Source organism: Piscinibacter sp. XHJ-5 (assembly GCF_029855045.1).
Classification (GTDB): Bacteria; Pseudomonadota; Gammaproteobacteria; order Burkholderiales; family Burkholderiaceae_C; genus Albitalea.
This window is the reverse complement of the sequence record NZ_CP123228.1, coordinates 2,632,298-2,652,738: the sequence shown is the minus strand read 5'-3', so window position 1 is coordinate 2,652,738 and position 20,441 is coordinate 2,632,298. Positions and strand designations below refer to the sequence as shown.

Here is a 20,441-nt window from a genome sequence, read left to right as displayed (position 1 = left end):
CGACAAGGAGACGAGACATGAACCCCATCCTTCGCGCAGCCGCGGCGTCGGTGATGCTCGGCGGTTCGGCCGCGGCCATGGCGGCAGTCAGCGCCGACGAGGCCCGGCAACTCGGCACCACGCTCATGCCTTGGGGCGCAGAGAAAGCCGGCAACAAGGAAGGCACCATCCCGCCCTACACCGACGGCCAGGTCAAGCCTCCTGCCAGCTTCGACTCGAAGAATCCGCGCGTGCGCCCGGACCCGTTCGCCGACGAAAGGCCGCTGTACAGCGTGACCGGAGCCAACATGGCCCAGCACGCAGACAAGCTCAGCGATGGAGCGAAGGCGTTGCTGCAAAAGTACCCGAGCTTCCGGCTGGACGTCTACCCGAGCCACCGCACCCAGCGCTATCCCGCCCACGTGAACGAGCGTTCCGTGAAGAACGCCAGCGCTTGCAAGACAACGCAGGACGGACTGGCGCTCGAAGGCTGCTACGGCGGCGTACCGTTTCCGATCCCGAAGACCGGCAACGAGGTCATGTGGAACCACAACCTGAGGTACCAGTCACCGTCCTACGTGGCGAGCTTCCGAAACATCATGATCGATGCCGCAGGGGGCATCAACGTGCAGGGCGAACTCGACATCTGGCAGGAGTACCCCGCCTTCTATCTCGACAACAACGCGGTGATGTCTGCGTCGGATTCGTATTGGCTGGTTCGCGTCGACTACACCGGCCCGGCGCGAAAGGTGGGCGAAAAGCTCGTTCTGATCGACTACGTGGATCCCATCAAGAATCGCCGCAAGGTATGGCAGTACTTGCCCGGGCAACGACGCGTGAAGCTCACGCCCGAACTGGCGTACGACACCCCCAATCCGATATCGGGTGGTGCGGCCGTCATGGACGAGGCTACCGTCTTCAACGGGGGCCTGGATCGCTTCGACTTCAAGCTGATCGGCAAGCGGGAGATGCTGATTCCCTACAACGCGTTCAGGCTGTTCGACGAAGCCGCGTGTCCCGAGGCGAGGCGCTACCTGAAAGGCCACCCCGGGCCGGACTGCCTGCGCTGGGAGTTGCATCGAGTCTGGGAAGTGGAAGCGACGCTCAAGGCAGGCGCACGTCACGTCTATGCCAAGCGCAAGTTCTATTTCGACGAAGACCAGCCGGAAGTAGGAGCGTCCGACAACTTTGACGCCGCCGGCAAGCTGTACCGGTCGGTGTTCGGCTTCTACATCCCCTTCTATGAAACCGCCGATCAAGGATTCGGCGATGCTTCCGTCACCTTCGACTTCCAGACCGGGGCCTACCTGGTGCAAGCGGATTACGCGCGCGGCTATTTCCAACCCACCGCGAGGCGCCAGCCCCCGCGGTTCTTCACCGGTGATGCGCTGGCCGGAGAGGGCCTGCGCTGACGGTCCTGCGGTGGTCGTCACCCATGGACGCTTCTCGCAGGGCCATCGGGCGCGCAAGGAATGGAGAATGAAAACGTCGCACCCGGCCCGTCGTTCGACTCTGCCCAGAGACGGCCATGATGTCGCTCGACGATCGAGCGGCTGACGGACAACCCGATACCCATGCCGCCGCGCTTGGTCGTGTAGAAGGGCTCGAAGAGCTTCTCCGCGCTTTGACGGTCGACGCCCACGCCGGCATCCCGCACGCTCACGCGCACACGATCGCCGTCTTCGCGCGCCGTCATGACCCTCAGGAGCCGAGGGCGATCGTCGACACCCGTCATGGCGTCGGACGCGTTGCGCAGCAGGTTCAGGATGACCTGCTGGAGCTGGACCCGGTCGCCGGTGACCCTGGGGAGATCTTCGGCCAGCTCCGACTGGACAGTCACGCGGCTTCTCTGGAGATCACTCAACGACACCGCGATGACCTCTTGGGTGGCCTCGTTCAGGTCCAGCGATTCCAGGGTGAATTCCTTCTTGCTGAACAGCGCACGCAACCGCGTGATCACGTCCGATGCGCGGTTGCCATCGCGAATGATCCGCCTCGCGGTTTCGCACGCGCCCTCGATATTCGGACGATCGGAATCCAGCATGCGCAGGCATGTGCCGGCGTTGGTGATGATCCCGGAGAGCGGCTGGTTGACTTCATGGGCAAGCGAAGCGGTGAACGTGCTGAGGGTCGTCACCCGAGCCACATGGGCAAGCTCCGAGCGCGCCCTGTTGAGGGCCTCCTCGGCGACCATGCTCTCCGTCACGTCCTGCATGGCGCCTACGAACATGGGGCGACCCTCGACATGTTCGATGACATGGGCGACGCCGCGCACATGCTTCACGATCCCCCGGGCCGTCACGGTCCGGAACGCGAAACTGACGTCGATCCCTGTCATGGCGCGCCCGATCATGGATTCGAACGACGCCAGGTCGTCGGGATGGATGGTGTCTCGAACCCGCTTCAACGTGACCTTCGTCCCCGGCTCGAAGTCGAAGATCCGGAAAGCCTGCTCGGACCAGTTGTGGTGGTCCGCCACCAGATCGGTGATGAAGCTGCCCGTCTTGCTCAACCGCTGGGCATCGCTGAAGCTGTCGTACACGCGCCTGAGTTCGGCCTCGGCGCTCTTCAGGTCGTCGATGTCCGTCAGCAGGACGTACCAACGGGCGACATGCGCGCCGCTGTCGCGAAGGGGGAGCCCACGAACCTGGAACCAACGGTAGATGCCATCGAAACGCCGGATGCGCGCCTCGAAGTCATAGGGTTCGCCCGAGGTGATCGCTGCCGCAAACACCTGACCGACGCGAGGCAGGTCGTCCGAATGAACCGTGCCGTTCGTGCCCCATTGCTTCATCGCCTCCAGCGACTGCCCGCAGTACTCGATGAGCTGGTTGTTGACGACGTCGACCTCGCCGGCCGGCGTCAGGATGGCGACCAGGCCTGGAATGGTGTCCACGATGAGGCGCGACTCCCGCTCGCTCTCGCGCAGTGCATCCTCCGCATGCTTGCGCTCGGTCAGGTCGACGACGAACGCCACGCCCTCGTCCGGCATCGCTTCGAACCTCGCGCCTCCGACCAGCACCGGCACGCGGGTGCCGTCTTTCCGGAAGAGCTCCTTTTCATATGACCGGGCCACTCCGACCAACCTCAACTCCTCCATCGCCTGCGCGTCGCGGACTTGCCATTCCGATGGAGTCAGATCGGTCCATCGCACATTGCCGGAGACCAGGCCGTCGAGGTCGTGCCCCATCATGCGGAGAAACGCTTCGTTGGCGTCGAGGATCCGGCCATCGGCGTGCCAGATGACGATGCCGATGATGTTGGAATCGACCAGCCGACGAACCCTCGCCTCGCGTTCCTGAAGATGGCGATAGAGACTCGCGTTCTCCAGCGAAATGGCCGCCCCGGACGCCAGCAGCTTGAGCAAGGTCATCCGGGCGGCTGTGAAGACGCTTGAAGCCAGTTGGTTCTCGAGGTAGATGACACCGGCCAGCTGGGTCTGCTTGAGCAAAGGCATGCAGAGCACGGAACGTGCGGGGTGACTGCGCAGGTACTCGTCGTTGGAGAACGGGTCTTCTGTCGAGGCATCCTGCAGCAGGACGCTTTCCCTGGTGCGCACGCACTGTTGGAAAACCAACTCCGGCAGATGCGCGCCCGTGACGTCGGCGGACTGCAGATCGACAACCACCTCATTGCCGCCGATCCGGGCCTCTGCCTCGATCCGATACGCATTGCCCCGTGGAAGTATCAAAAGACCCCGCTGCGCACCCGTGTGCTCCAGGGCCAGGCGCATCACCGTGGCGATCAGCTTCTCTCGATCAGTCTGGCCGAACACCGCTTGCGAGATCTCGAGCACGGTTGCCAGATCGAGTTGCTCGACCGGCACCGAGCGTGCCGCATCGGGGCGCGCACCCTTCGTCCGTGAGGTACGGATGGCGCTCATGGACTTGCGATGTCGAGACCAAGAAATCGGTTCATCGCGGACCTCGCTGTCCGGAACATCCCAGCGATACGTTTCGCGGGTGACCCCTCGCCGCCGTCATCAGCGGCTCGAACGATTATCCCAGCGGCCCGGGTGGAAACAAGGGCTCCGATGCCCGCAAGGGGTCGCTGCGCGGCGTCAGTCCATCAGCCCGAGGCGAGCCCGAACAATGAACGGGCGCGAAACGACACCAAAGTATCGTGGACAGTCGCCGCAAGACAACGCATCCTCGCTTGCACAACCATCGACACGAAGGGCGGTCCCATGCCGAAACCGCAGTTGGCGCGCCCACTGGTCTGCGTCGTCGACGACGACTCGTCGGTGCGCGAATCGCTTCCCCCTCTGCTGATGCAGGTCGGATACGCTGTCCGGGTGTTCGCGTCGGCCGAGGAATTCCTCACCTTCGATGGCATCGCGGGGATCGCCTGCCTCGTCCTGGACGTCGCGATGCCCGGCCTGTCCGGGCCGCAGCTGCAGCTCGAGCTGGCGCGCCGCGGCCATGCGATCCCGGTCGTCTTCATCACCGCGCGCGCGGAGGACGATGTGCGGCAGCGGCTGCTTGCGCAGGGCGCGGTGGAGTGCCTGTTCAAGCCCTTCACCGACACGGCATTGCTGAAAGCCCTGGCGCTCGCACTGGGCGGGCACTGATCCGGCGCGGCCGCGGCTCAGCTGGGCGCGTCCTTGGCCTGCGGGACCGGAAGCGAGAACGAGAAGCGCGCACCCGGTCCGTCGTTCGATTCCGCCCAGAGGCGGCCCTGGTGCCGCTCGATGATCGAGCGGCTGACCGACAGTCCGATGCCCATGCCGCCGCTCTTGGTCGTGTAGAACGCCTCGAACAGCTTGTCGACGCACTGCGGGTCGAGTCCCACGCCGGTGTCCTGGACGGTCAGCCGCACGTGGGTTTCCTCGTCGCGTTCGGTGCGGATGGCCAGCTCCCGCGCACTTTCGTCCACGCCGCTCATCGCGTCGGCCGCGTTGCGCACGAGGTTCATGATCACCTGCTGCAGCTGGACGCGGTCGGCCTTCACGAGGGGAAGGTCCCGCGCGAAGTCACAGCGCAGCGCCACGCGCTCGTGCTGCAGCGCCGTCGCCGAGAGCGCGACCACCTCGCGTGCGGTCTCGCCCACGTCCACCCACTCGGTGGCCGTCTCCTTCTTGCCGAACAGGGCCCGCAGCCGCGTGATGACCTCCGAGGCGCGGTTGGCATCGCGGATCAGTCGCCTGGCCGCTTCGGCGGCGCCCGCGTTGTTCGGCGGGTCGGCATCCAGCCGGCGCACGCAGGTGTTGGCGTTGGCGACGATGCCCGCGAGCGGCTGGTTGATCTCGTGCGCGATCGATGCGGACAACTGGCCGATGCTTGCGAGCCGGTTCGCGTCGGCGAGCCGCATCTGCATCTCGTGGTGACGGCGCTCGCTGTCACGGGCTTCGGCTTCCGCACGCTTGCGCTCCGTCAGGTCGAGCACGAAAGCAACGCCCTCGTTGCCGGCCTCGAAGCTCGCCGCGCCGATCAGCACAGGCACGCGGCTGCCATCCTTGCGGAAATACTCCTTCTCGTAGGGCTGCAGACTCCCCGCGTATTTCAGTTCGGGCACGAGCTCGCGCGAATCGCGCTCCTGCCATTCGGGCGGGGTCAGGTCCGTCCAGCGCATGCGTCCCGAAACGAGGTCCTCGCGGTCGTAGCCCACCATGCGAAGGAACGCGTCGTTGGCATCGAGGATGCAGCCGGCGAAATCCCAGATGATGATGCCGATGATGTTGGCATCCACCAGGCGCCGGATCCGCGCTTCGCGTTCGGCGAGGTCATGGTACAGGCGCGTGTTTTCCAGCGAGATCGCAGCCTCGGAGGCGAGCAGCTTCAGTACCGCGATGCGGCTCGGCGCGAACACGTGCGCCGCCAGGTTGTTTTCGAGATAGAGCACCCCGATGGGCTTGGCCCGATTCAGCAGCGGCAGGCAAAGGATCGACCGGGCCTCGCGCTCGCGCACATAAGGGTCGGTGGCAAACGGCCCCTGTGCCACCGCGTCGCCGAGGATCACGCTCTCGTGCGTGCGCAGAACGTACTGCAGGACGGACTGCGGCAGGACGGCCGCGGCCACGGACCGCGCCGCCACCTGGACGACGACGGTGTCGCCCGCGGTGGTGGCCTCCGCCACGATCCTTTGCCCCTCCGCCTGGGCCAGGATCAGCAGCCCGCGCTCGGCGCCCGCATGTTCGATCGCCGTGCGCATCAGCGTGTCGAGCATCCTCTCGAGCACGATCTCGCCGGAAACCGCCTGGGACACCTTGATCACGGTGGCCAGATCGAGCTGCTCCACCGGCGCTCCGATCGTCCCCATGGCAGCGGGTTCGTGCTCCTGCTCCCGCAGGCCCGGTGAGCTTTCGTCCAGTTGCCGCACCTTGCCGGCGGCTCCCCAGCGCAGATAGCAGTGCCGAGCCTTGCGCAGGTAGAGCTCGCCGATGTCCGCGAAACCGCGTTCCGCATAGAAGCGTCCGGCGAGCTCCCTGGCGAGCGCTTCGTTCTGAACGAACCGGTGCTCACGTGACAGGCCGATGGCTTCCTCGTACTGCCGCTCGGCCTCGATCACCCGTCCTTCGACGCGCGCGATCTCCGCCTGCAGCAGCGCATGCCGGTCGCGGAAGGTCACGGCACCGTTGGCGGCCCAATCCGCGAGCCGGTCCAGGTGCTCTCGCACCGCGTCGCTCACCGATCCTTGCCGTTCCGCAGCGAGGTCTCGCCAGGCCGCGCAGATCGAAAGCGCGGTATAGAAGTGGTAGTCGAAGACCTGGATGTGGCCATCCGAAGACCAGAGGAGCGCCTTGGCCTTTGCGCTCGCATCGAGTGCGGCGCCGTGATCGCCGGCAAGGAAGCGCGCCTGCAGCTTGATGATCCAGTACCAGCACACCATGGTGGCCATGCGTTCGCCGGTCAGCTCCGCCTCGAAGACGGCCTCGTCGAAACCGGGGTCGCTGAAACTGGAGAACGTCGTCGTGCGCCCGCGCATGGCCTGGATGAACCGCTGTTGCGCCACGATGATGTCCGCCACGTCGCGGAATTTCGCCTTGCGGGCGAATTCGAGGCCACGCTCGGTTTCGCGCCACACTTCGTCGAGAGGATCGCCCCGAAGCAGCAGATCGGTGACCGCGTGGTTGCAGCTGTAGCAGGCGATGGTGAGGTCGCCGTTCTCGACGGCAGCGCGGTGGGCGCCTCGGATGTAGTCGATCGCGGTGGCAACCGGCTGTGCCCAGAGGGCCGTCAATTCGGTGGGGAAATAGACCTTCGCCTTGTAAGCCACGAGCCCGAGTTTCTCCACGAGATCGCAGGCCAGCCTGGCGAAGCGATAGCCGTCCGTGTACCGACCGAGGCGCGTACCGACAACGACGCCGAACCACGCATAGCCGTGGGCCGAAGCGTCGCTCGTCCCATGCTCCAGGGTCATGTTCACCAAGTACGACAGGTGCAGTTGCACGAGGTTGGCGTCGGTGAAGTAGGCCGGTGCGAAAAGCAACCCGAGCACTCCCATCGCCGCTCGCTGCGCGGGGTCCGTCATCTCGCGCAGATGCAGGAGGTCTTCGATGGGTCGGCCGGCCAGGTTGCGCCAAACACGCTCGAACTCCGCGTCCACCTGTTCGGCGGTGGGATGCGCCGGGATGACGATGCCGAACAGCGCCAGGCAGGCCAGCGCGCTCTCGACGGCCTTCGGGTTCTCCGAGCGCGTCACGTGCAGGTCGACCTCGAGCCGGTAGACAGCGGCCTTGTCGATGTTCGATGCGGCGCGCGCGAGCAGTTGCACGATCAACGCCTCGGCCGCGTCGAAGTTGCCGCTCAGGTACTCGCATTCGGCCCGCTCGAGACACAACGCGAAGGCAAGTTCGTAGCGTCGGCTCCACGCGTTCTCGGGAAGCAGCGCCGCGCCGGCGGCCAGGTAAGTGCAGGCGGAGGCATAAGCCGTCGAAGATTTCGCCCTGCGTCCCGCGCGGAGGTTGAGCTCCGCGATCTGCTCGCGCTCATGCGGATCCGCCAGCAGCGAGGCCCCGCGGTTGAACTGGTCGACCACGTCGTTGACCTCGTCCGCGCGCATGGAGGCCAGCAAGGCACGCCCGATGCGCAGATGGAACTCCGGCCGGCTGCGCTGCGAGATCAACGAGTAGGCAGCTTCCTGCACGCGGTCATGCACGAAGGCGTAGCTTCCGGGCATGCGCAAGAGCAGGCCGTCGCGAACCGCGGGCCACAGCGACGCCTGCATCAGGTCCGCCGATTCTCCGAAGATGCGGCCCAGGATGGCAGACCCTGCGAGGCTTCCCAGGCAAGCGAGGTGTTTCAGACCTTCCCGCGTGTCAGCCGGCAGCCGGTGCAACTTGCCGATCACCAGGTCGACGACGTTGTCGGTGTACCCCTTCGCGTGGATACGCTCGAGGTCCGCGACCCAAGTCCCATCGCCTGCGTTGAAGGTCAGGAGCTTCTCCTCCGCGAGTGCACCCAGAAACTGGATCGCGAAGAACGGATTGCCGGCGGTCTTTTCATGGACCAGATCTGCCAGCGGCGACGCGCAATCATTTTCGCCATGCAGCGAATCGGCGATCAGGGCACGGAGGTCGCGAAGTGCCAGGGGCGCCAGCACGATCGCACTGATGGATCCGCCGGCGTTTCGGATGGCGTCGAGGCTGCGCATCAACGGGTGGGACGAATCGACCTCGTTGTCCCTGTACGCGCCCACAAGCAGGAGATGACGCACTTCAGTTTGCGTGGCGAAGTCGGCCAGCAACGTCAGGCTCGCCGTGTCCAGCCACTGCAGATCGTCGAGAAACAGCACCAGGGGATGTTCGGGCCGCGCGAACACGCCGAGCAGCCGGCGGAACACTCGCTGGAACCGGGCCTGTGCTTCCTGCGGCGGAAGCTCTGGAACCGGTGGCGGCTTTCCGATCAGGAGCTCCAGCTCGGGAATGAGCCGAACCATGAGCTCGGCGTTGCTGCCCAGCGCCTCCCGCATGGCCTCGCGCCACTGGTCGACTTCGGCTTCGTTCCTGGCAAGCACCTGGCGCACGAGCGTCTGGAATGCCTGGGCCAGCGTGGAATAGGGAACGTCACGCCGGTACTGCTCGAACTTGCCCGACGCGAAAAGGCCTCGCGGGGGAACGATGACCTTGTGCAGCTCGTTGACGACCGAGGACTTGCCGATGCCGGAATACCCCGACACCAGGACCAGCTCCGGCGCGCCTTGCGAAACGACGCGTTCGAAGGCGGCCAACAGCGTGGCCACCTCCGGCTCGCGTCCGTACAGCTTCTCGGGAATGCGCAGCACGTCCGGAATGTCGTGGGCGCCGAGCGGAAACGCTTCGATGGCGTCGCTCGCCTCGTACATGCTCAAACAGCGTTGCAGATCGACGTTCACGCCCGCCGCGGTCTGGTATCGGTCCTCCGCCGTCTTGGCGAGCAGCTTCATGACGACGGCCGACAGAACGGCGGGCATCTGCACCCGCTCCGCCGGCGGCACAGGCCGCCTGGCGATGTGCGCGTGCACCCACGCCATGGGATCGGACGCAGTGAACGGCAGTCTCCCGGTGAGCATTTGGTAGAACGTGATCCCCAGCGCGTAAAGGTCGCTTCGCGAGTCGATCGAGCGGTTCATTCGCCCCGTCTGCTCCGGCGCCATGTAGGCGAGCGTCCCGGCGATCACCTCGGGCGCTTCGGGCGCCTGGCGCTCGCGTGGCAGCCGCGATGCAATGCCGAAGCCGGTGAGCCGCACATGGTCGGCGGCATCGACGAACACGTGGGCAGGCTTGATGTCCTTGTGAACAAGGCCGCGAGCGTGCACGCAGGCCAGGGCGGCCGTCATCCCGACGGCGATGTGCAGGAAGCGCCCGACCTCCATGGGGGTCCCGAGCAGCCGCTCGAGCGGTTCGCCGCCCTGATCTTCCAACAGCAGCACACGCTTCTGCGACCCGCCCACCAGCTGCAAGGGGCGCAGGGCCCACTCGGCGTCGAGGTCGTCACGCAACGCGTACTCGTGTGCGAGGCGATCCAGGCTCGCGGCAGCCGGGTGCTCCTCGGCGAGCGTCACGGCCAGGACCGGCCGCTGGCCTGCGGCCGACGGAAGGCACCCGCGCCGGACGACACGCTCGCTGTCCTGCCACAGCACCTCCATGGCGGCGTCGCCGTCCACGGTTGGCACGATGGGGCAATACGCCTCGAGGGGTAGGTTCATCGAAGTCGCTCCGCCGACTCTCGAGCATGCGCCGACGTGTGGCCGTCGTAAACAATACCTTGGTGTCGGTTGTCGCCGCCGCGCGCGGCGGGGTTCGTCTATTTCGAAGACAAGGCGGTCGTCACGGCGTCGAAAAGCGCCGTGTCGCTGAAAGGCTTCGACAGGCACTCCACAGCACCCTGCGCGATGAGCCGCGGACGCAGGCCTTCGTCGCTGTGTGCGGTGATGAACACGATCGGGATGCCCACACCGCGGCGCTTCAACTCAAGTTGCAGCTCCGGCCCCGTCATCCCGGGCATCGCGACGTCGAGCAGGAGGCACTCTGTCCTCTCGAGGTGGCCCGACGCGAGAAATTCCGCGGCCGACGAAAACGCGTGGGCCGCGAATCCGAATTCGCCCAGCAGATCAGGCAGCGCCTCGCGCACCGATTCATCGTCATCGACGACGGAAATCAACGCAGGTTCAGCCGACGGCTTCATGACGGTCCTTGCTGCACCCCCTGAGCGGAAGAATGCACCGAGCGATGGCCGAGGTAAACGATACTTTGGTGTCGGTCTGCTTCCGGTGCCACGGTGATGCTTTGGTATCGGTCGACACCAACGTGCAATGGATCGGCGCCACCGGTTGCGGTCAGATCGCTTCTCTCATGAATGCGTTCAATGCTCGTGGCGTTGCCTTCGCGATCAAGACAGCGGCGGCGGCCATCGCCGCCGTGTTGCTGGCGCTGTGGTTCAACCTGACCAATCCCGGATGGGCCGTACTGACAGTCTTCCTGACGAGTCAACAGCTCGGGGCGGCAGCCGGAGCGGTCGTTTCGCGCTCGGTCTATCGAGCCCTGGGAACGCTGCTGGGCGTCGCAGGCACCCTCTTCGTCATCCCTGCTTTCATCGCCGCGCCTGAGTTGCTTCTCCTGGGCGTGGCGGGGTGGGTCGGGCTGTGCCTCTATCTGTCGCTGCTGGACCGCAGCCCACGCAGCTATGTGTTCCTGCTGGCGGCGTACACCTTGCCCTTGATCGGCATGCCGATGGCCAACAATCCATCGTCCATCTTCGACGTGGCCCTGTGGCGCGCGGAGGAGATCGCACTGGGCGCGGCCCTGTCGATGGCCGTGCACACGGTTTTCGCGCCCCGTAGCGTCAAGCCGCTCCTCGTCGCCAGGGTGCACGCCACCGTCGGCGACGCCAGACGCTGGCTCCTGGAGGGGCTGGGGCCGGATCCGACCGATGACGCGCAACGGCGCGCGCGTGAGCGTCTCGGCGCCGATCTGGCCGAGATGGGCAACCTGGCCGTCCATCTGCGTTTCGAGCCGGGCATCACCGCGCGGGACATCGCCATCGTGACCGCTCTCGAGGAGCGGCTGCTCGCGCTGCTGCCGCTCCTGGCCGGCGTGGAAGACCGGCTGCCGGCGATCCGGGCGACCGATGCTCGCTTGGGGTCAAAAGTCGATGCACACCTCAAGGCAGTCCGGCTCCATCTCGAGCGACCGCTCACCCGGGCCGATGCCGTTCGTCTGGGCGCATCGGGCAAGGCTCTGATCGACGCGGAGCAGCCCGAGCTTGCGAACAGCGAGCTGCTCCTGATCGGCGCAATGGAAAGGCTCGCCGAACTGCTGGCCGTCTGGAACGACTCCTTGAGCCTGTTGCAGCATCTCGACGACAGCGAGAGCATTCCGGAGGGTGGCATCCGCAGGCTGCTCGCGGACGCCTCCCGGCACCCCCGCCACGTCGACCACGCCCTGGCGGCATGGTCAGGCCTGACCGCGTCGTTGGCGGTGGTGGTCGCCGGTGCGATCTGCTGGACGCTCGGTTGGGACCAGGGTGCCGCGGCCGTCGGCCTCGCCGCTTCGTCGAGCTCGATTTTCGCGGCCCTCGACGATCCGCGTCCCGGCCAGAAGGTGCTGCTCGGTGCCGCGGTGCTGGGCGCCATCCCCATCGCGGCGGTCTACGTGTTTGCGGTCCTTCCGGTGCTCGACGGTCCAGTCGAGCTGGCCTTGGCGGTGGCTCCGCTGTTCTTCGTCATCGCGCTCTACCTCGCAACGCCCAGGTTGGGGCTGGCGGCCCTCGGCGTCGCGATCATCTGGCTCACCCTCGTGGCCCTGCAGCCGATGCAGACCGGCGACTTCTGGAGCTTCACGACGACGGCCATGGCAGCAGTGCTGGGCTCCACCGTGGCGCTGGTCGTCACCTCGCTGGTCCGCGTCATCGGCGCGGAGACCCGGGTGCGCAGGCTGCTGCGTGCAGCATGGCGCGACCTCGCGGCCATGGCGGACGACACGAACGGGCTCTCCCGCGCGGCGTGGGGCAGCCGCATGCTCGACCGCATCGGCTTGCTGCTGCCGCGCATGGCCGCAACGAGCGGCGTGCTGCGAGCCCAGGCCGGGCGCGCGCTGGACGATCTGAGGATCGGCGTGAACATGCTCGATCTGCGTCACGCGGGCCTGGCAGCGAAGCCGGAAGTGCGCACCGCCATCGAGAGCGCGTTGACGCAGATCGGGGTTCACTTCCGGCAACGTCTGGAACGCCCGGACATCGCCCCGGCGGCGACCATCCTGGACTCCATCGACCGCGCCATCGCGAGGCTGGTCGAGTCCGATCCGGATGCTCTGCGCGTGCAGGGGCTCACGGCAGCGACAGGCCTGCGGCTGGGACTTTTTCCGCCGAGCCGCGTCACCTCAACCGCGAACGGGGCCCCTGCGTGATCGCCGACATCAATCTGTTCGGCCTGTTCTTCGATGTGGCGCTGATCACCGCGCTCGTCGCCGTCGCGGCGTTGACGATCCTGCGCCGCGTGCTGGTCGCCCTCGGTGCGTACCGGTGGGTCTGGCATCCGCCGCTGGTCGATCTCGCCCTGTTCGCGGTGCTCTGGTTGGCGTTGGCCCTCGCGGCCACGCATTTCCAGGAGCATCTGGTCTACCTGCTGGGATGAAGCAACGATGGAGATACCGGTCCAACGCATTCTCAAGGTGGGCGCCACTGTCGCCATCGTCGCGGCCGGCGCCTGGGCGAGCTTCGGACTGTGGCAGCACTATCGCGAGGCGCCCTGGACACGCGACGGCCGTGTGCGAGCCGACGTGGTGCAGATCGCTCCGGACGTCTCGGGCATCGTCGAGCACATTGCCGTGCACGACAACCAGGCCGTGCACAAGGGCGACCTGCTGTTCACCGTCGACTCGGTGCGCCCGCGCATTGCGTTGGCCCAGGCCGAGGCGTCGGTTCGCGGCCTCAAGTCGCAGCTCGCGCAGGCGCAGCGCGAGGACCGTCGAAACCATGCGCTGGGCGACCTGGTGCCGGCGGAGACCGGCGAGCAAAGCGGGCAGAAGCTGGACCAGCTCAATGCGTCGCTGGCCCAGGCGCTCGCCGCCGTCGACAACGCCAAGGTGAACCTCGCGCGCACGCGCGTCGTGGCGCCGGTGGACGGCTGGGTCACGAACCTGGACCTGCGCCCGGGAGCCTATGCCACGACGGGGCGGGCGGTCATGGCCCTGGTCGACAAGGACTCGATCCACGTCATGGGCTATTTCGAGGAGACGAAGATCGCGCGCGTGCAGGTCGGCAACGCCGTGCGGGTGCGCCTGATCGGCGAGAGCGAGCCCCTCTACGGGCATGTGGACAGCATCGCCGCCGGCATCGAGGATCGTGAGCGCGGCCCGAGCTCGAACCTGCTGGCCAACGTGAACCCCACGTTCAACTGGGTGCGCCTCGCGCAGCGCATCCCCGTTCGCGTGCGGCTGGACACGCTGCCCGAGGACCGCAGGCTGATCATGGGACGCACGGCCAGCGTGGACGTGCTGGGCGCCGATCGCCTGCAGTTGAGCAAGCGATGAGAACGCCCGCCATGAAGCGGCTGGCCACGCTCGTGCTCGCCGCCTTGCTTGCCGGCTGCTCCGGCTTCATTCCACCGCGCGCCCCGCTGCCCGAGGCTGCTGCGCTCAACAAGCCCACGGCGCAAGGCTCGTTCATCGGCACGAGCAATGGGTACGTCGCCCAGGAGCCCGTCCCCGACGCCTGGTGGCGCCTGTACGACAGCCGGACGCTCGATGGCCTGGTGCAGCAGGCGTTGGCGGCGAACACGGACTTGCGGACGGCCGCTGCGAACCTGCTGAAGGCCCAAGCGGCGCTCGACCTGGCCAGCGCCGCACAGGAACCTTCCACCACGCTCAGCGCCCAACCCTCCTTCGCCCGGCGCTCGGCGCAGGAAGAGCTCCATCCGGGCAAGCCGTTTCCCAGCAAGTTCGTCTATGGCGCGGGGTTCGGCGTCTCCTACCAGGTCGACCTGTTCGGGCAGATCCAGCGCAGCATCGACGCAGCGCAGGCCGATGTCGGGTCCGCCACCGCGGCCCGGGACGCCGCGCGCGCGTGAGCGTGGTGGCCGAAACGACGCGTGCCTACCTGGAGCTGTGCTCTGCGGGCAGGGAGATCGTCGTGGCGCAAAACCAGGTGAGCCTGCAGGCCCGCAGCACGGAGCTCACGCGCAGGTTGGCCGTCCATGGCCGAGGCACCCCGGTCGACGTCGATCGCTCCTCGGCCCAGGAAGAGCAGGTGCGCGCCTCCATCCCCACGCTCGAGGCGCAACGGCGCGTTGCGATGTATCGCCTGGCCGCACTCACGGGCCGCACGCCTCGGGAGCTTCCCGAGGAACTGGGCCGTTGCGACCAGGAGCCGCGCCTGGCCAAGCCGATCCCGATCGGCGACGGGGCCGCTCTGCTTCGGCGTCGCCCCGACATCCGCCGCGCGGAGTTCGACGTGCTGTCCGCGTCGGACAGGATCGGCGTGGTGACGGGCGACCTCTATCCGAAGGTCGCTCTCGGCGCTTCGATCGGGTCCGTCGGTGTGGATCAGCACGCCTTGCGCAACGACAGCTTCAAGTTCTCGCTCGGTCCCCTCATCAGCTGGGAGTTTCCGGACAGAACCAGAGTCAAGGCGCGCATCCGTGCCGCCCAGGCGGATCGCGAGGCGCTGCTCGCGCGCTTCGACGGTGTCGTGCTGACCGCGTTGAAGGAGACGGAGAGCGCGCTGGAGGTCCATGCCCGTGACCAGGAGCGGCGCATCATCCTGGAGTCTGCCCGCACGCAGGCGCAGAACGCGGCGCGCGATACGCAGCGCCTGTTCGAAGCGGGCCGGATCGGCTACCTCCCGGTGCTGGATGCGCTGCGCACGCTGAGCCAGATCGAGCAGAGCGTGGCCGCAGCCGAAAGCCGCGTCGCGGCCGACCAGGTCAACCTGTTCCTCGCACTCGGTGGCGGGTGGGCGGACGTCTAGTGTCGTGAGTTGCATCCGCCACTGTCACTGAACTTCGGACATACCCCGACCACTTGCCGAAGGGACATTCGCAATCCCCGACCCCGGACCATAGTGATGACGGGCCGCAGCCACCCGGCCGCGAATCTTCAACCCTGTCCATCCCCCTGAAAGGAATCAATCCATGGCATCCAATGCCAAGCCCGCGGCCGGATCGTCGCTCCTCACCCCCAAGGACCATGCATTGGTCCTGATCGACTTCCAGTCGCAGATGGCCTTTGCCACCCGATCGATCGACGGCATCGAGCTGCGCAACAACGCCGCACTCATCGCCAATGCCGCCGCCGGCTTCAAGGTGCCGACCGTTCTGACCACCGTGGCGGAGAAGACGTTCTCCGGTCCGATGTTCGATGAGGTCGTCAAGCCCTTCCCGGGCCAGGAGCTCATCGACAGGACCACCATGAATGCCTGGGAAGATCCCAATGTCATCACGGTGGTCAACGCAATCGGAAAGAACCGCGTGGTTCTCGCCGGCCTGTGGACGTCGGTGTGCATCGTCGGACCGGCCCTGTCCGCGCTGGAACAGGGTTTCGACGTGTACGTCATCACCGACGCTTGTGGCGACGTCTCGAGCGAGGCGCACGAACGCGCCGTCGAACGCATGGTGCAGGCCGGCGCGCGTCCCATGACGTCCCTGCAGTACCTGCTGGAGTTGCAGCGCGACTGGGGCCGCAGCGAGACGTACGGGCTCACCACCGGCATTGCCAGCAAGCATGGGGGTGCGTATGGCCTCGGCATCGTCTACGCCGGGACGATGTTCAACGCGCACGAGGGCTGAGCTGACCAGCAGGAGGCCGCCGCCGCGCGGCCTCCTGCGTCGACGGGATACGTCATGAAGCCATACATCGTCTCGCTCGCCGTCGGTTTTCTGGTCGGTGTCATCTATTCGCTGTTCAACGTGCGCTCGCCGGCGCCGCCGATCATCGCGCTGGTCGGGCTGCTCGGCATCCTTCTGGGCGAGCAGATTCCGCCGCTGGTCAAGCAGACCTTCAAGGCACGGAAGACGGTTTCCTGGGTACAGGACCAGGTCAAGCCGCACATGTTCGGCGAGTTGCCCAAATGCAAGGATGTTGGAGAACCGCACCATGGCTGACCCCACTGCTGCGGACCTCATCCTTCGCAACGGAGCGTTCACGACGCTGGACCGCGAGCGACCGACCGCACAGGCGGTCGCCATCAAGGGCGGCCGGTTCACGCGTGTAGGGACGGACGCGGAGGTCATGCAGCTCGCCGTTCCCGCCACCAAGGTCATCGACCTGAACGGTCGGCGAGTCCTGCCGGGCCTGTGCGACAGCCATACGCACATCATCCGTGGCGGCCTGAATTTCAACATGGAGTTGCGCTGGGATGGCGTGCACAGCCTGGCCGACGCGATGGCCATGCTCAAGCGCCAGGTTGCCGTGACGCCGCCGCCGCAATGGGTGCGCGTCGTGGGCGGTTTCACCGAGCAGCAGTTTGCAGAGAAGCGGCTGCCGACGCTCGAGGAGCTCAACGCCGTAGCGCCGGACACCCCGGTGTTCATCCTCCATCTGTACGACCGCGCTCTCCTGAACGCAGCCGCCCTGCGAGCCGTGGGCTACACGAAGGAAACGCCGAATCCCCCCGGGGGCGAGATCGCGCGCGACAGGAACGGCAACCCGACCGGCCTCCTCCTTGCGAAGCCCAACGCCGCCATCCTGTACGCGACGCTGGCCAGGGGACCGAAGCTGCCGCTGGAGTACCAGATCAATTCCACGCGCCACTTCATGCGCGAGCTCAACCGCCTCGGCGTGACCAGCGTCATCGACGCAGGGGGTGGCTTCCAGAACTACCCCGAGGACTACGAAGTCATCCAGAAGCTGGCCGACGAGGGCCAGATCACCGTGCGCGTCGCGTACAACCTGTTCACGCAGAAGGCGAAGCAGGAGAAGGAAGACTTCCTGAGATGGACCACTGCCTCCAGGTACAAGCAGGGCGACGACTACTTCCGCCACAACGGCGCGGGCGAAATGCTGGTGTTCTCGGCCGCCGACTTCGAGGATTTCCGTCAACCGCGCCCGGACATGCCTGCGGACATGGAGGGCGATCTCGAAGACGTGGTCCGCATCCTGGCCGAGAACCGTTGGCCCTGGCGCATGCACGCGACCTATGACGAAACGATCCACCGTGCCCTCGATGTGTTCGAGCGCGTGAACCGCGACATCCCGTTGGACGGTCTGCATTGGTTCTTCGACCACGCCGAAACCATCTCCGACGCTTCGATGGACCGCATTGCGGCGCTCGGCGGCGGAATTGCCGTGCAGCATCGCATGGCCTACCAAGGCGAGTACTTCGTCGAGCGCTATGGCGCAGTGGCGGCCGAGGCCACGCCGCCGGTGGCCAGGATGCTGAGCAAAGGCATCCACGTCTCGGCCGGTACCGATGCAACGCGCGTTGCCTCCTACAACCCGTGGGTGTCGCTGGCTTGGTTGATCACCGGCAAGACAGTCGGAGGGCTTCAACTCACGCGGCAGCACAACTGCCTGGATCGGGAGACCGCCTTGCGCCTGTGGACCGAACGCGCGGCATGGTTCTCCGACGAGGAAGGCAACAAGGGGCTGATCAAGGACGGCCATCTCGCCGATCTGTGCGTGCCGGACCGCGACCTCTTCATCTGTCCGGAGTCCGAGATCGCGAGCACGACGGCTCTGCTCACGGTCGTGGGTGGAAAGGTCGTCTACGCTGCCGGCGAATTCTCCCGGTGGGACGACAGAAAGCCGCCTTCGGCCATGCCCGATTGGTCGCCCGTGCGCACCTTCGGCGGATATGCCGCATGGGGAGACCGGGAGGGCGCGACGATGCAGCAAGCCCTGCGGCGCCATCCAGTAGCCATGTGCGGCTGCAGCAACGCCTGCAACGTGCATGGCCACAACCATCTGGTGGCGGCGGACTCGTCGATCCCGGTGTCGGATCCCAACAATTTTTGGGGAGCGCTGGGATGCGCATGCTGGGCAGGATGAGAGTCAGGTGCTGGTCGCATGGCAAGACTCGGGATCACTTCAAGTGAGTTGGCTGAGCCGTCCGTCGGTCGTCGCTTCGTCGCTCGGCTTCGTTGCCGGGTACGTCGATACCGTGGGGTTCATTGCGCTGTTCGGCCTCTTCACGGCGCACGTGACAGGCAACTTCGTTCTGCTCGGCAGCGAGATCGCGCATCCCACGCACGGCGTGCTCGTGAAGCTGCTGGCGTTCCCCGCGTTCATTGCCGCCGTCGCGGCGTCCCGCTTGCTTGCACTGCTTGCCGCAAGGCAGGGACGATCGCCTGCAGGGCCGCTTCTGCTCCTTCAGAGCGTTCTGCTGTCGGCTTGCATGCTGGCGGGCTGGCGAGCCCAACCCATCGTGGACGCCGCGGCGCCGTGGGTTCTCGTGACCGGCGTGCTGGGCGCGGCGGCCATGGGCGTGCAGAACGCGGCAAGTCGACTCGCTTTCGGCGCACTTGCACCCACGACAGTGATGACCGGGAACGTCACCCAACTCGTCATCGATGCCGTCGATCTGCTGAGAGGCGCAGGCGATGAGGCCGTGCGCGGGCGCATCGGCAAGTTCCTGTGGCCTGCGGTGGCATTCGGCACCGGCGCGATCTGCGGCGCGATCGCGCATCTCCATGCGGCGCTATGGGCGCTGGGACTGCCGCTGCTGATCTTGATGGCGTTGGCTGCGGCGTCGGTGTTCAGAACGTCTGATCGGCAACAACCCGGGCCACGGTTTCCAGGGACCGCTTGAGCGTCGTCAAGTCGACGGAGCCGAGTGCCAATCGAATGGCATGAGGTACGCGCGCCGAAGTCGAGAACGGCAAAGCCGTCGACACCGAGATCCCTTCGCGTATCAACACCATCGCGACGGCGTCTGCCCGGGCCTCCTGCGGCAGGGGAAGCCAGACGAAGTAAGAAGAGGGATGGCTGATCCTCTTCAGTCGGCCGAGGGTCTCGGCGGCAAGGCTCTGGCGCAGCATGGCATCACGCCGCTTGTCGTCTTCAAGCCGGGCCACCGTGCCGTCCTCCAGCCAGCCACAGGCGATGGCTGTCATCGTTGCGGGGGTGTTCCAGGTCGTCGCCCGGATGGCCCGTTCGAGCTTGGCAATCCATGCGGGCGGTGCACAGACCACGCCCACGCGCAGACCCGTCGCGACGCTCTTCGACAAGCTCGACACATGGACCGTCGTCTCGGGAGCAAGCGCTGCCAACGGAGGCGGCGCCCCCTCGGCCAAGAATGCATAGGCGGCATCCTCGATGAGGATCAGTCCGTGCCGCCGGGCGATGGCGACGAGATCCCGACGTCGCGTGGCGCTCATGACCCAACCGAGCGGGTTGTGCAGCGTCGGCATGGCGTAGACGGCGCGCACGCGCCGCCGCTTGCACAGGGCGGCCAATGCGTCCAGGTCGGGGCCGTGCCCAGCGGCCGGAACCGGCGCGAGCTCCAGCCGATTGGCCTCGGCAGCCAGCTTGAATCCCGGATAGGTCAGCGTGTCCACGGCCACCACGTCGCCGGGCTCGAGCAAGGACATGGCGGTCGTCGTCAGCCCGTGCTGTGCGCCGCTCACGAGCACTGTGGTTTCGACCGACGCTGCCAGACCCTGGCGGGCCAGGTGGCGCGCCACCGTCGCCCGCTCATGTTCGCGCCCGCCGTGAGGTTGGTATCGAAGCAGGGAGTCCAGATCACCCGACGCTGCGAGCTGGCGCAGCGCTGCCCTGAGAAGGTCGGCCTGGCCTGGCAAAGACGGATAGTTGAAGCTCAGGTCCACCGTGTCAGCGCTCCAGGCATGCAGGTCCATGCCTTGCCCGCGAGGGAGAGCTTCCTTGACGAACGTGCCCCGGCCCGTTTCGCCGCTGACCAACCCCATGGCTTGCAGCTCCGCATAGACCCGCGTGGCCGTGACCAGCGCCAGGCCTGCGCGAGCGGCGAGGTCGCGGTGCGTCGGCAGACGTGTCCCAGGACGCAGGCGGCCTGCACGGATGTCGGCCGCAAGCTGGTCGACCAGTTGCTTGTAGCGGGCCTGAGGCATGCCTCAATGTATCCATGACAATT

General features: G+C 66.5%; 15 protein-coding genes. 11 read left to right on the top strand and 4 right to left on the bottom strand.

All coding sequences use genetic code 11. From position 1 onward, the window contains the following. The first annotated feature begins 17 nt into the window (after positions 1 to 17). Positions 18 to 1,391, top strand: a complete 1,374-nt coding sequence (locus P7V53_RS12415) for a DUF1329 domain-containing protein (RefSeq protein ID WP_280155780.1) — start codon at positions 18 to 20, stop codon at positions 1,389 to 1,391. A 17-nt stretch (positions 1,392 to 1,408) separates the two neighbouring features. On the opposite strand, the gene P7V53_RS12410 is transcribed toward P7V53_RS12415, so the two are convergent. Then, entirely contained in the window at positions 1,409 to 3,862 is a 2,454-nt protein-coding gene (locus tag P7V53_RS12410; RefSeq protein WP_280155779.1) for a PAS domain S-box protein, read from the bottom strand. Between the two features lie 303 nt (positions 3,863 to 4,165). Here P7V53_RS12410 and P7V53_RS12405 point away from each other — a divergent pair, with 303 nt between their 5' ends. Beyond that, positions 4,166 to 4,549 (top strand): response regulator, encoded by a 384-nt coding sequence (locus P7V53_RS12405; RefSeq protein ID WP_280155778.1) that lies wholly within the window; start codon positions 4,166 to 4,168, stop codon positions 4,547 to 4,549. Between the two features lie 17 nt (positions 4,550 to 4,566). Here P7V53_RS12405 and P7V53_RS12400 read toward each other — a convergent pair whose 3' ends face one another. Together P7V53_RS12400 and P7V53_RS12395 are read right to left on the bottom strand one after the other, a co-directional pair. Beyond that, the gene (locus P7V53_RS12400) at positions 4,567 to 10,272 is read right to left on the bottom strand and encodes an ATP-binding sensor histidine kinase (protein WP_280155777.1); all 5,706 of its coding nucleotides are present in this window, start codon (positions 10,270 to 10,272) and stop codon (positions 4,567 to 4,569) included. Next, the gene (locus P7V53_RS12395; protein ID WP_280155776.1) at positions 10,203 to 10,583 is read right to left on the bottom strand and encodes a response regulator; all 381 of its coding nucleotides are present in this window, start codon (positions 10,581 to 10,583) and stop codon (positions 10,203 to 10,205) included. Before P7V53_RS12395 ends, P7V53_RS12400 begins: the two co-directional genes overlap by 70 nt. Before the next feature lie 44 nt (positions 10,584 to 10,627). Between P7V53_RS12395 and P7V53_RS12390 the strand changes: the two genes are divergently transcribed. The 9 genes from P7V53_RS12390 (at position 10,628) to P7V53_RS12350 (ending at position 19,139) form a co-directional block, all read left to right on the top strand. Next, complete coding sequence (locus P7V53_RS12390; RefSeq protein ID WP_280155775.1) at positions 10,628 to 12,802, top strand: FUSC family protein; 2,175 nt, start codon at positions 10,628 to 10,630, stop codon at positions 12,800 to 12,802. Next, entirely contained in the window at positions 12,799 to 13,029 is a 231-nt protein-coding gene (locus P7V53_RS12385) for a DUF1656 domain-containing protein (protein WP_280155774.1), read from the top strand. The genes P7V53_RS12390 and P7V53_RS12385 overlap by 4 nt, the downstream gene beginning before the upstream one ends. 7 nt (positions 13,030 to 13,036) lie before the next feature. Beyond that, a complete protein-coding gene (locus P7V53_RS12380; protein ID WP_280155773.1) occupies positions 13,037 to 13,927 on the top strand; it encodes an HlyD family secretion protein in 891 nt (296 codons plus the stop codon). Further along, positions 13,924 to 14,463, top strand: a complete 540-nt coding sequence (locus P7V53_RS12375) for a TolC family protein (protein ID WP_280155772.1) — start codon at positions 13,924 to 13,926, stop codon at positions 14,461 to 14,463. Before P7V53_RS12380 ends, P7V53_RS12375 begins: the two co-directional genes overlap by 4 nt. Beyond that, positions 14,460 to 15,362, top strand: coding sequence for a TolC family protein (locus P7V53_RS12370; protein WP_280155771.1), 903 nt, complete (start codon positions 14,460 to 14,462; stop codon positions 15,360 to 15,362). The genes P7V53_RS12375 and P7V53_RS12370 overlap by 4 nt, the downstream gene beginning before the upstream one ends. 163 nt (positions 15,363 to 15,525) lie before the next feature. Continuing rightward, positions 15,526 to 16,179, top strand: a complete 654-nt coding sequence (locus P7V53_RS12365; RefSeq protein ID WP_280155770.1) for a hydrolase — start codon at positions 15,526 to 15,528, stop codon at positions 16,177 to 16,179. A gap of 54 nt (positions 16,180 to 16,233) precedes the next feature. Beyond that, a complete protein-coding gene (locus tag P7V53_RS12360; protein ID WP_280155769.1) occupies positions 16,234 to 16,494 on the top strand; it encodes a DUF1427 family protein in 261 nt (86 codons plus the stop codon). After that, the gene (locus P7V53_RS12355; protein WP_280155768.1) at positions 16,487 to 18,379 is read left to right on the top strand and encodes an amidohydrolase; all 1,893 of its coding nucleotides are present in this window, start codon (positions 16,487 to 16,489) and stop codon (positions 18,377 to 18,379) included. Before P7V53_RS12360 ends, P7V53_RS12355 begins: the two co-directional genes overlap by 8 nt. Positions 18,380 to 18,386: 7 nt before the next feature. Next, on the top strand, positions 18,387 to 19,139 hold the full coding sequence (locus tag P7V53_RS12350) for a YoaK family protein (protein ID WP_280155767.1): 753 nt from the start codon (positions 18,387 to 18,389) through the stop codon (positions 19,137 to 19,139). Here P7V53_RS12350 and P7V53_RS12345 read toward each other — a convergent pair. Continuing rightward, a complete protein-coding gene (locus tag P7V53_RS12345) occupies positions 19,087 to 20,418 on the bottom strand; it encodes a PLP-dependent aminotransferase family protein (RefSeq protein WP_280155766.1) in 1,332 nt (443 codons plus the stop codon). The genes P7V53_RS12350 and P7V53_RS12345 overlap by 53 nt on opposite strands. Positions 20,419 to 20,441 lie beyond the last annotated feature (23 nt).

Coding starts and splice junctions, on each gene's coding strand:
- P7V53_RS12355 (WP_280155768.1), top strand. CDS start 16,487: ATGGCTGACCCCACTGCTGCGGACCTCATCCTTCGCAACGGAGCGTTC.
- P7V53_RS12365 (WP_280155770.1), top strand. CDS start 15,526: ATGGCATCCAATGCCAAGCCCGCGGCCGGATCGTCGCTCCTCACCCCC.
- P7V53_RS12380 (WP_280155773.1), top strand. CDS start 13,037: ATGGAGATACCGGTCCAACGCATTCTCAAGGTGGGCGCCACTGTCGCC.
- P7V53_RS12360 (WP_280155769.1), top strand. CDS start 16,234: ATGAAGCCATACATCGTCTCGCTCGCCGTCGGTTTTCTGGTCGGTGTC.
- P7V53_RS12375 (WP_280155772.1), top strand. CDS start 13,924: ATGAGAACGCCCGCCATGAAGCGGCTGGCCACGCTCGTGCTCGCCGCC.
- P7V53_RS12405 (WP_280155778.1), top strand. CDS start 4,166: ATGCCGAAACCGCAGTTGGCGCGCCCACTGGTCTGCGTCGTCGACGAC.
- P7V53_RS12390 (WP_280155775.1), top strand. CDS start 10,628: ATGGCCGAGGTAAACGATACTTTGGTGTCGGTCTGCTTCCGGTGCCAC.
- P7V53_RS12395 (WP_280155776.1), bottom strand. CDS start 10,583: ATGAAGCCGTCGGCTGAACCTGCGTTGATTTCCGTCGTCGATGACGAT.
- P7V53_RS12410 (WP_280155779.1), bottom strand. CDS start 3,862: ATGAGCGCCATCCGTACCTCACGGACGAAGGGTGCGCGCCCCGATGCG.
- P7V53_RS12345 (WP_280155766.1), bottom strand. CDS start 20,418: ATGCCTCAGGCCCGCTACAAGCAACTGGTCGACCAGCTTGCGGCCGAC.
- P7V53_RS12415 (WP_280155780.1), top strand. CDS start 18: ATGAACCCCATCCTTCGCGCAGCCGCGGCGTCGGTGATGCTCGGCGGT.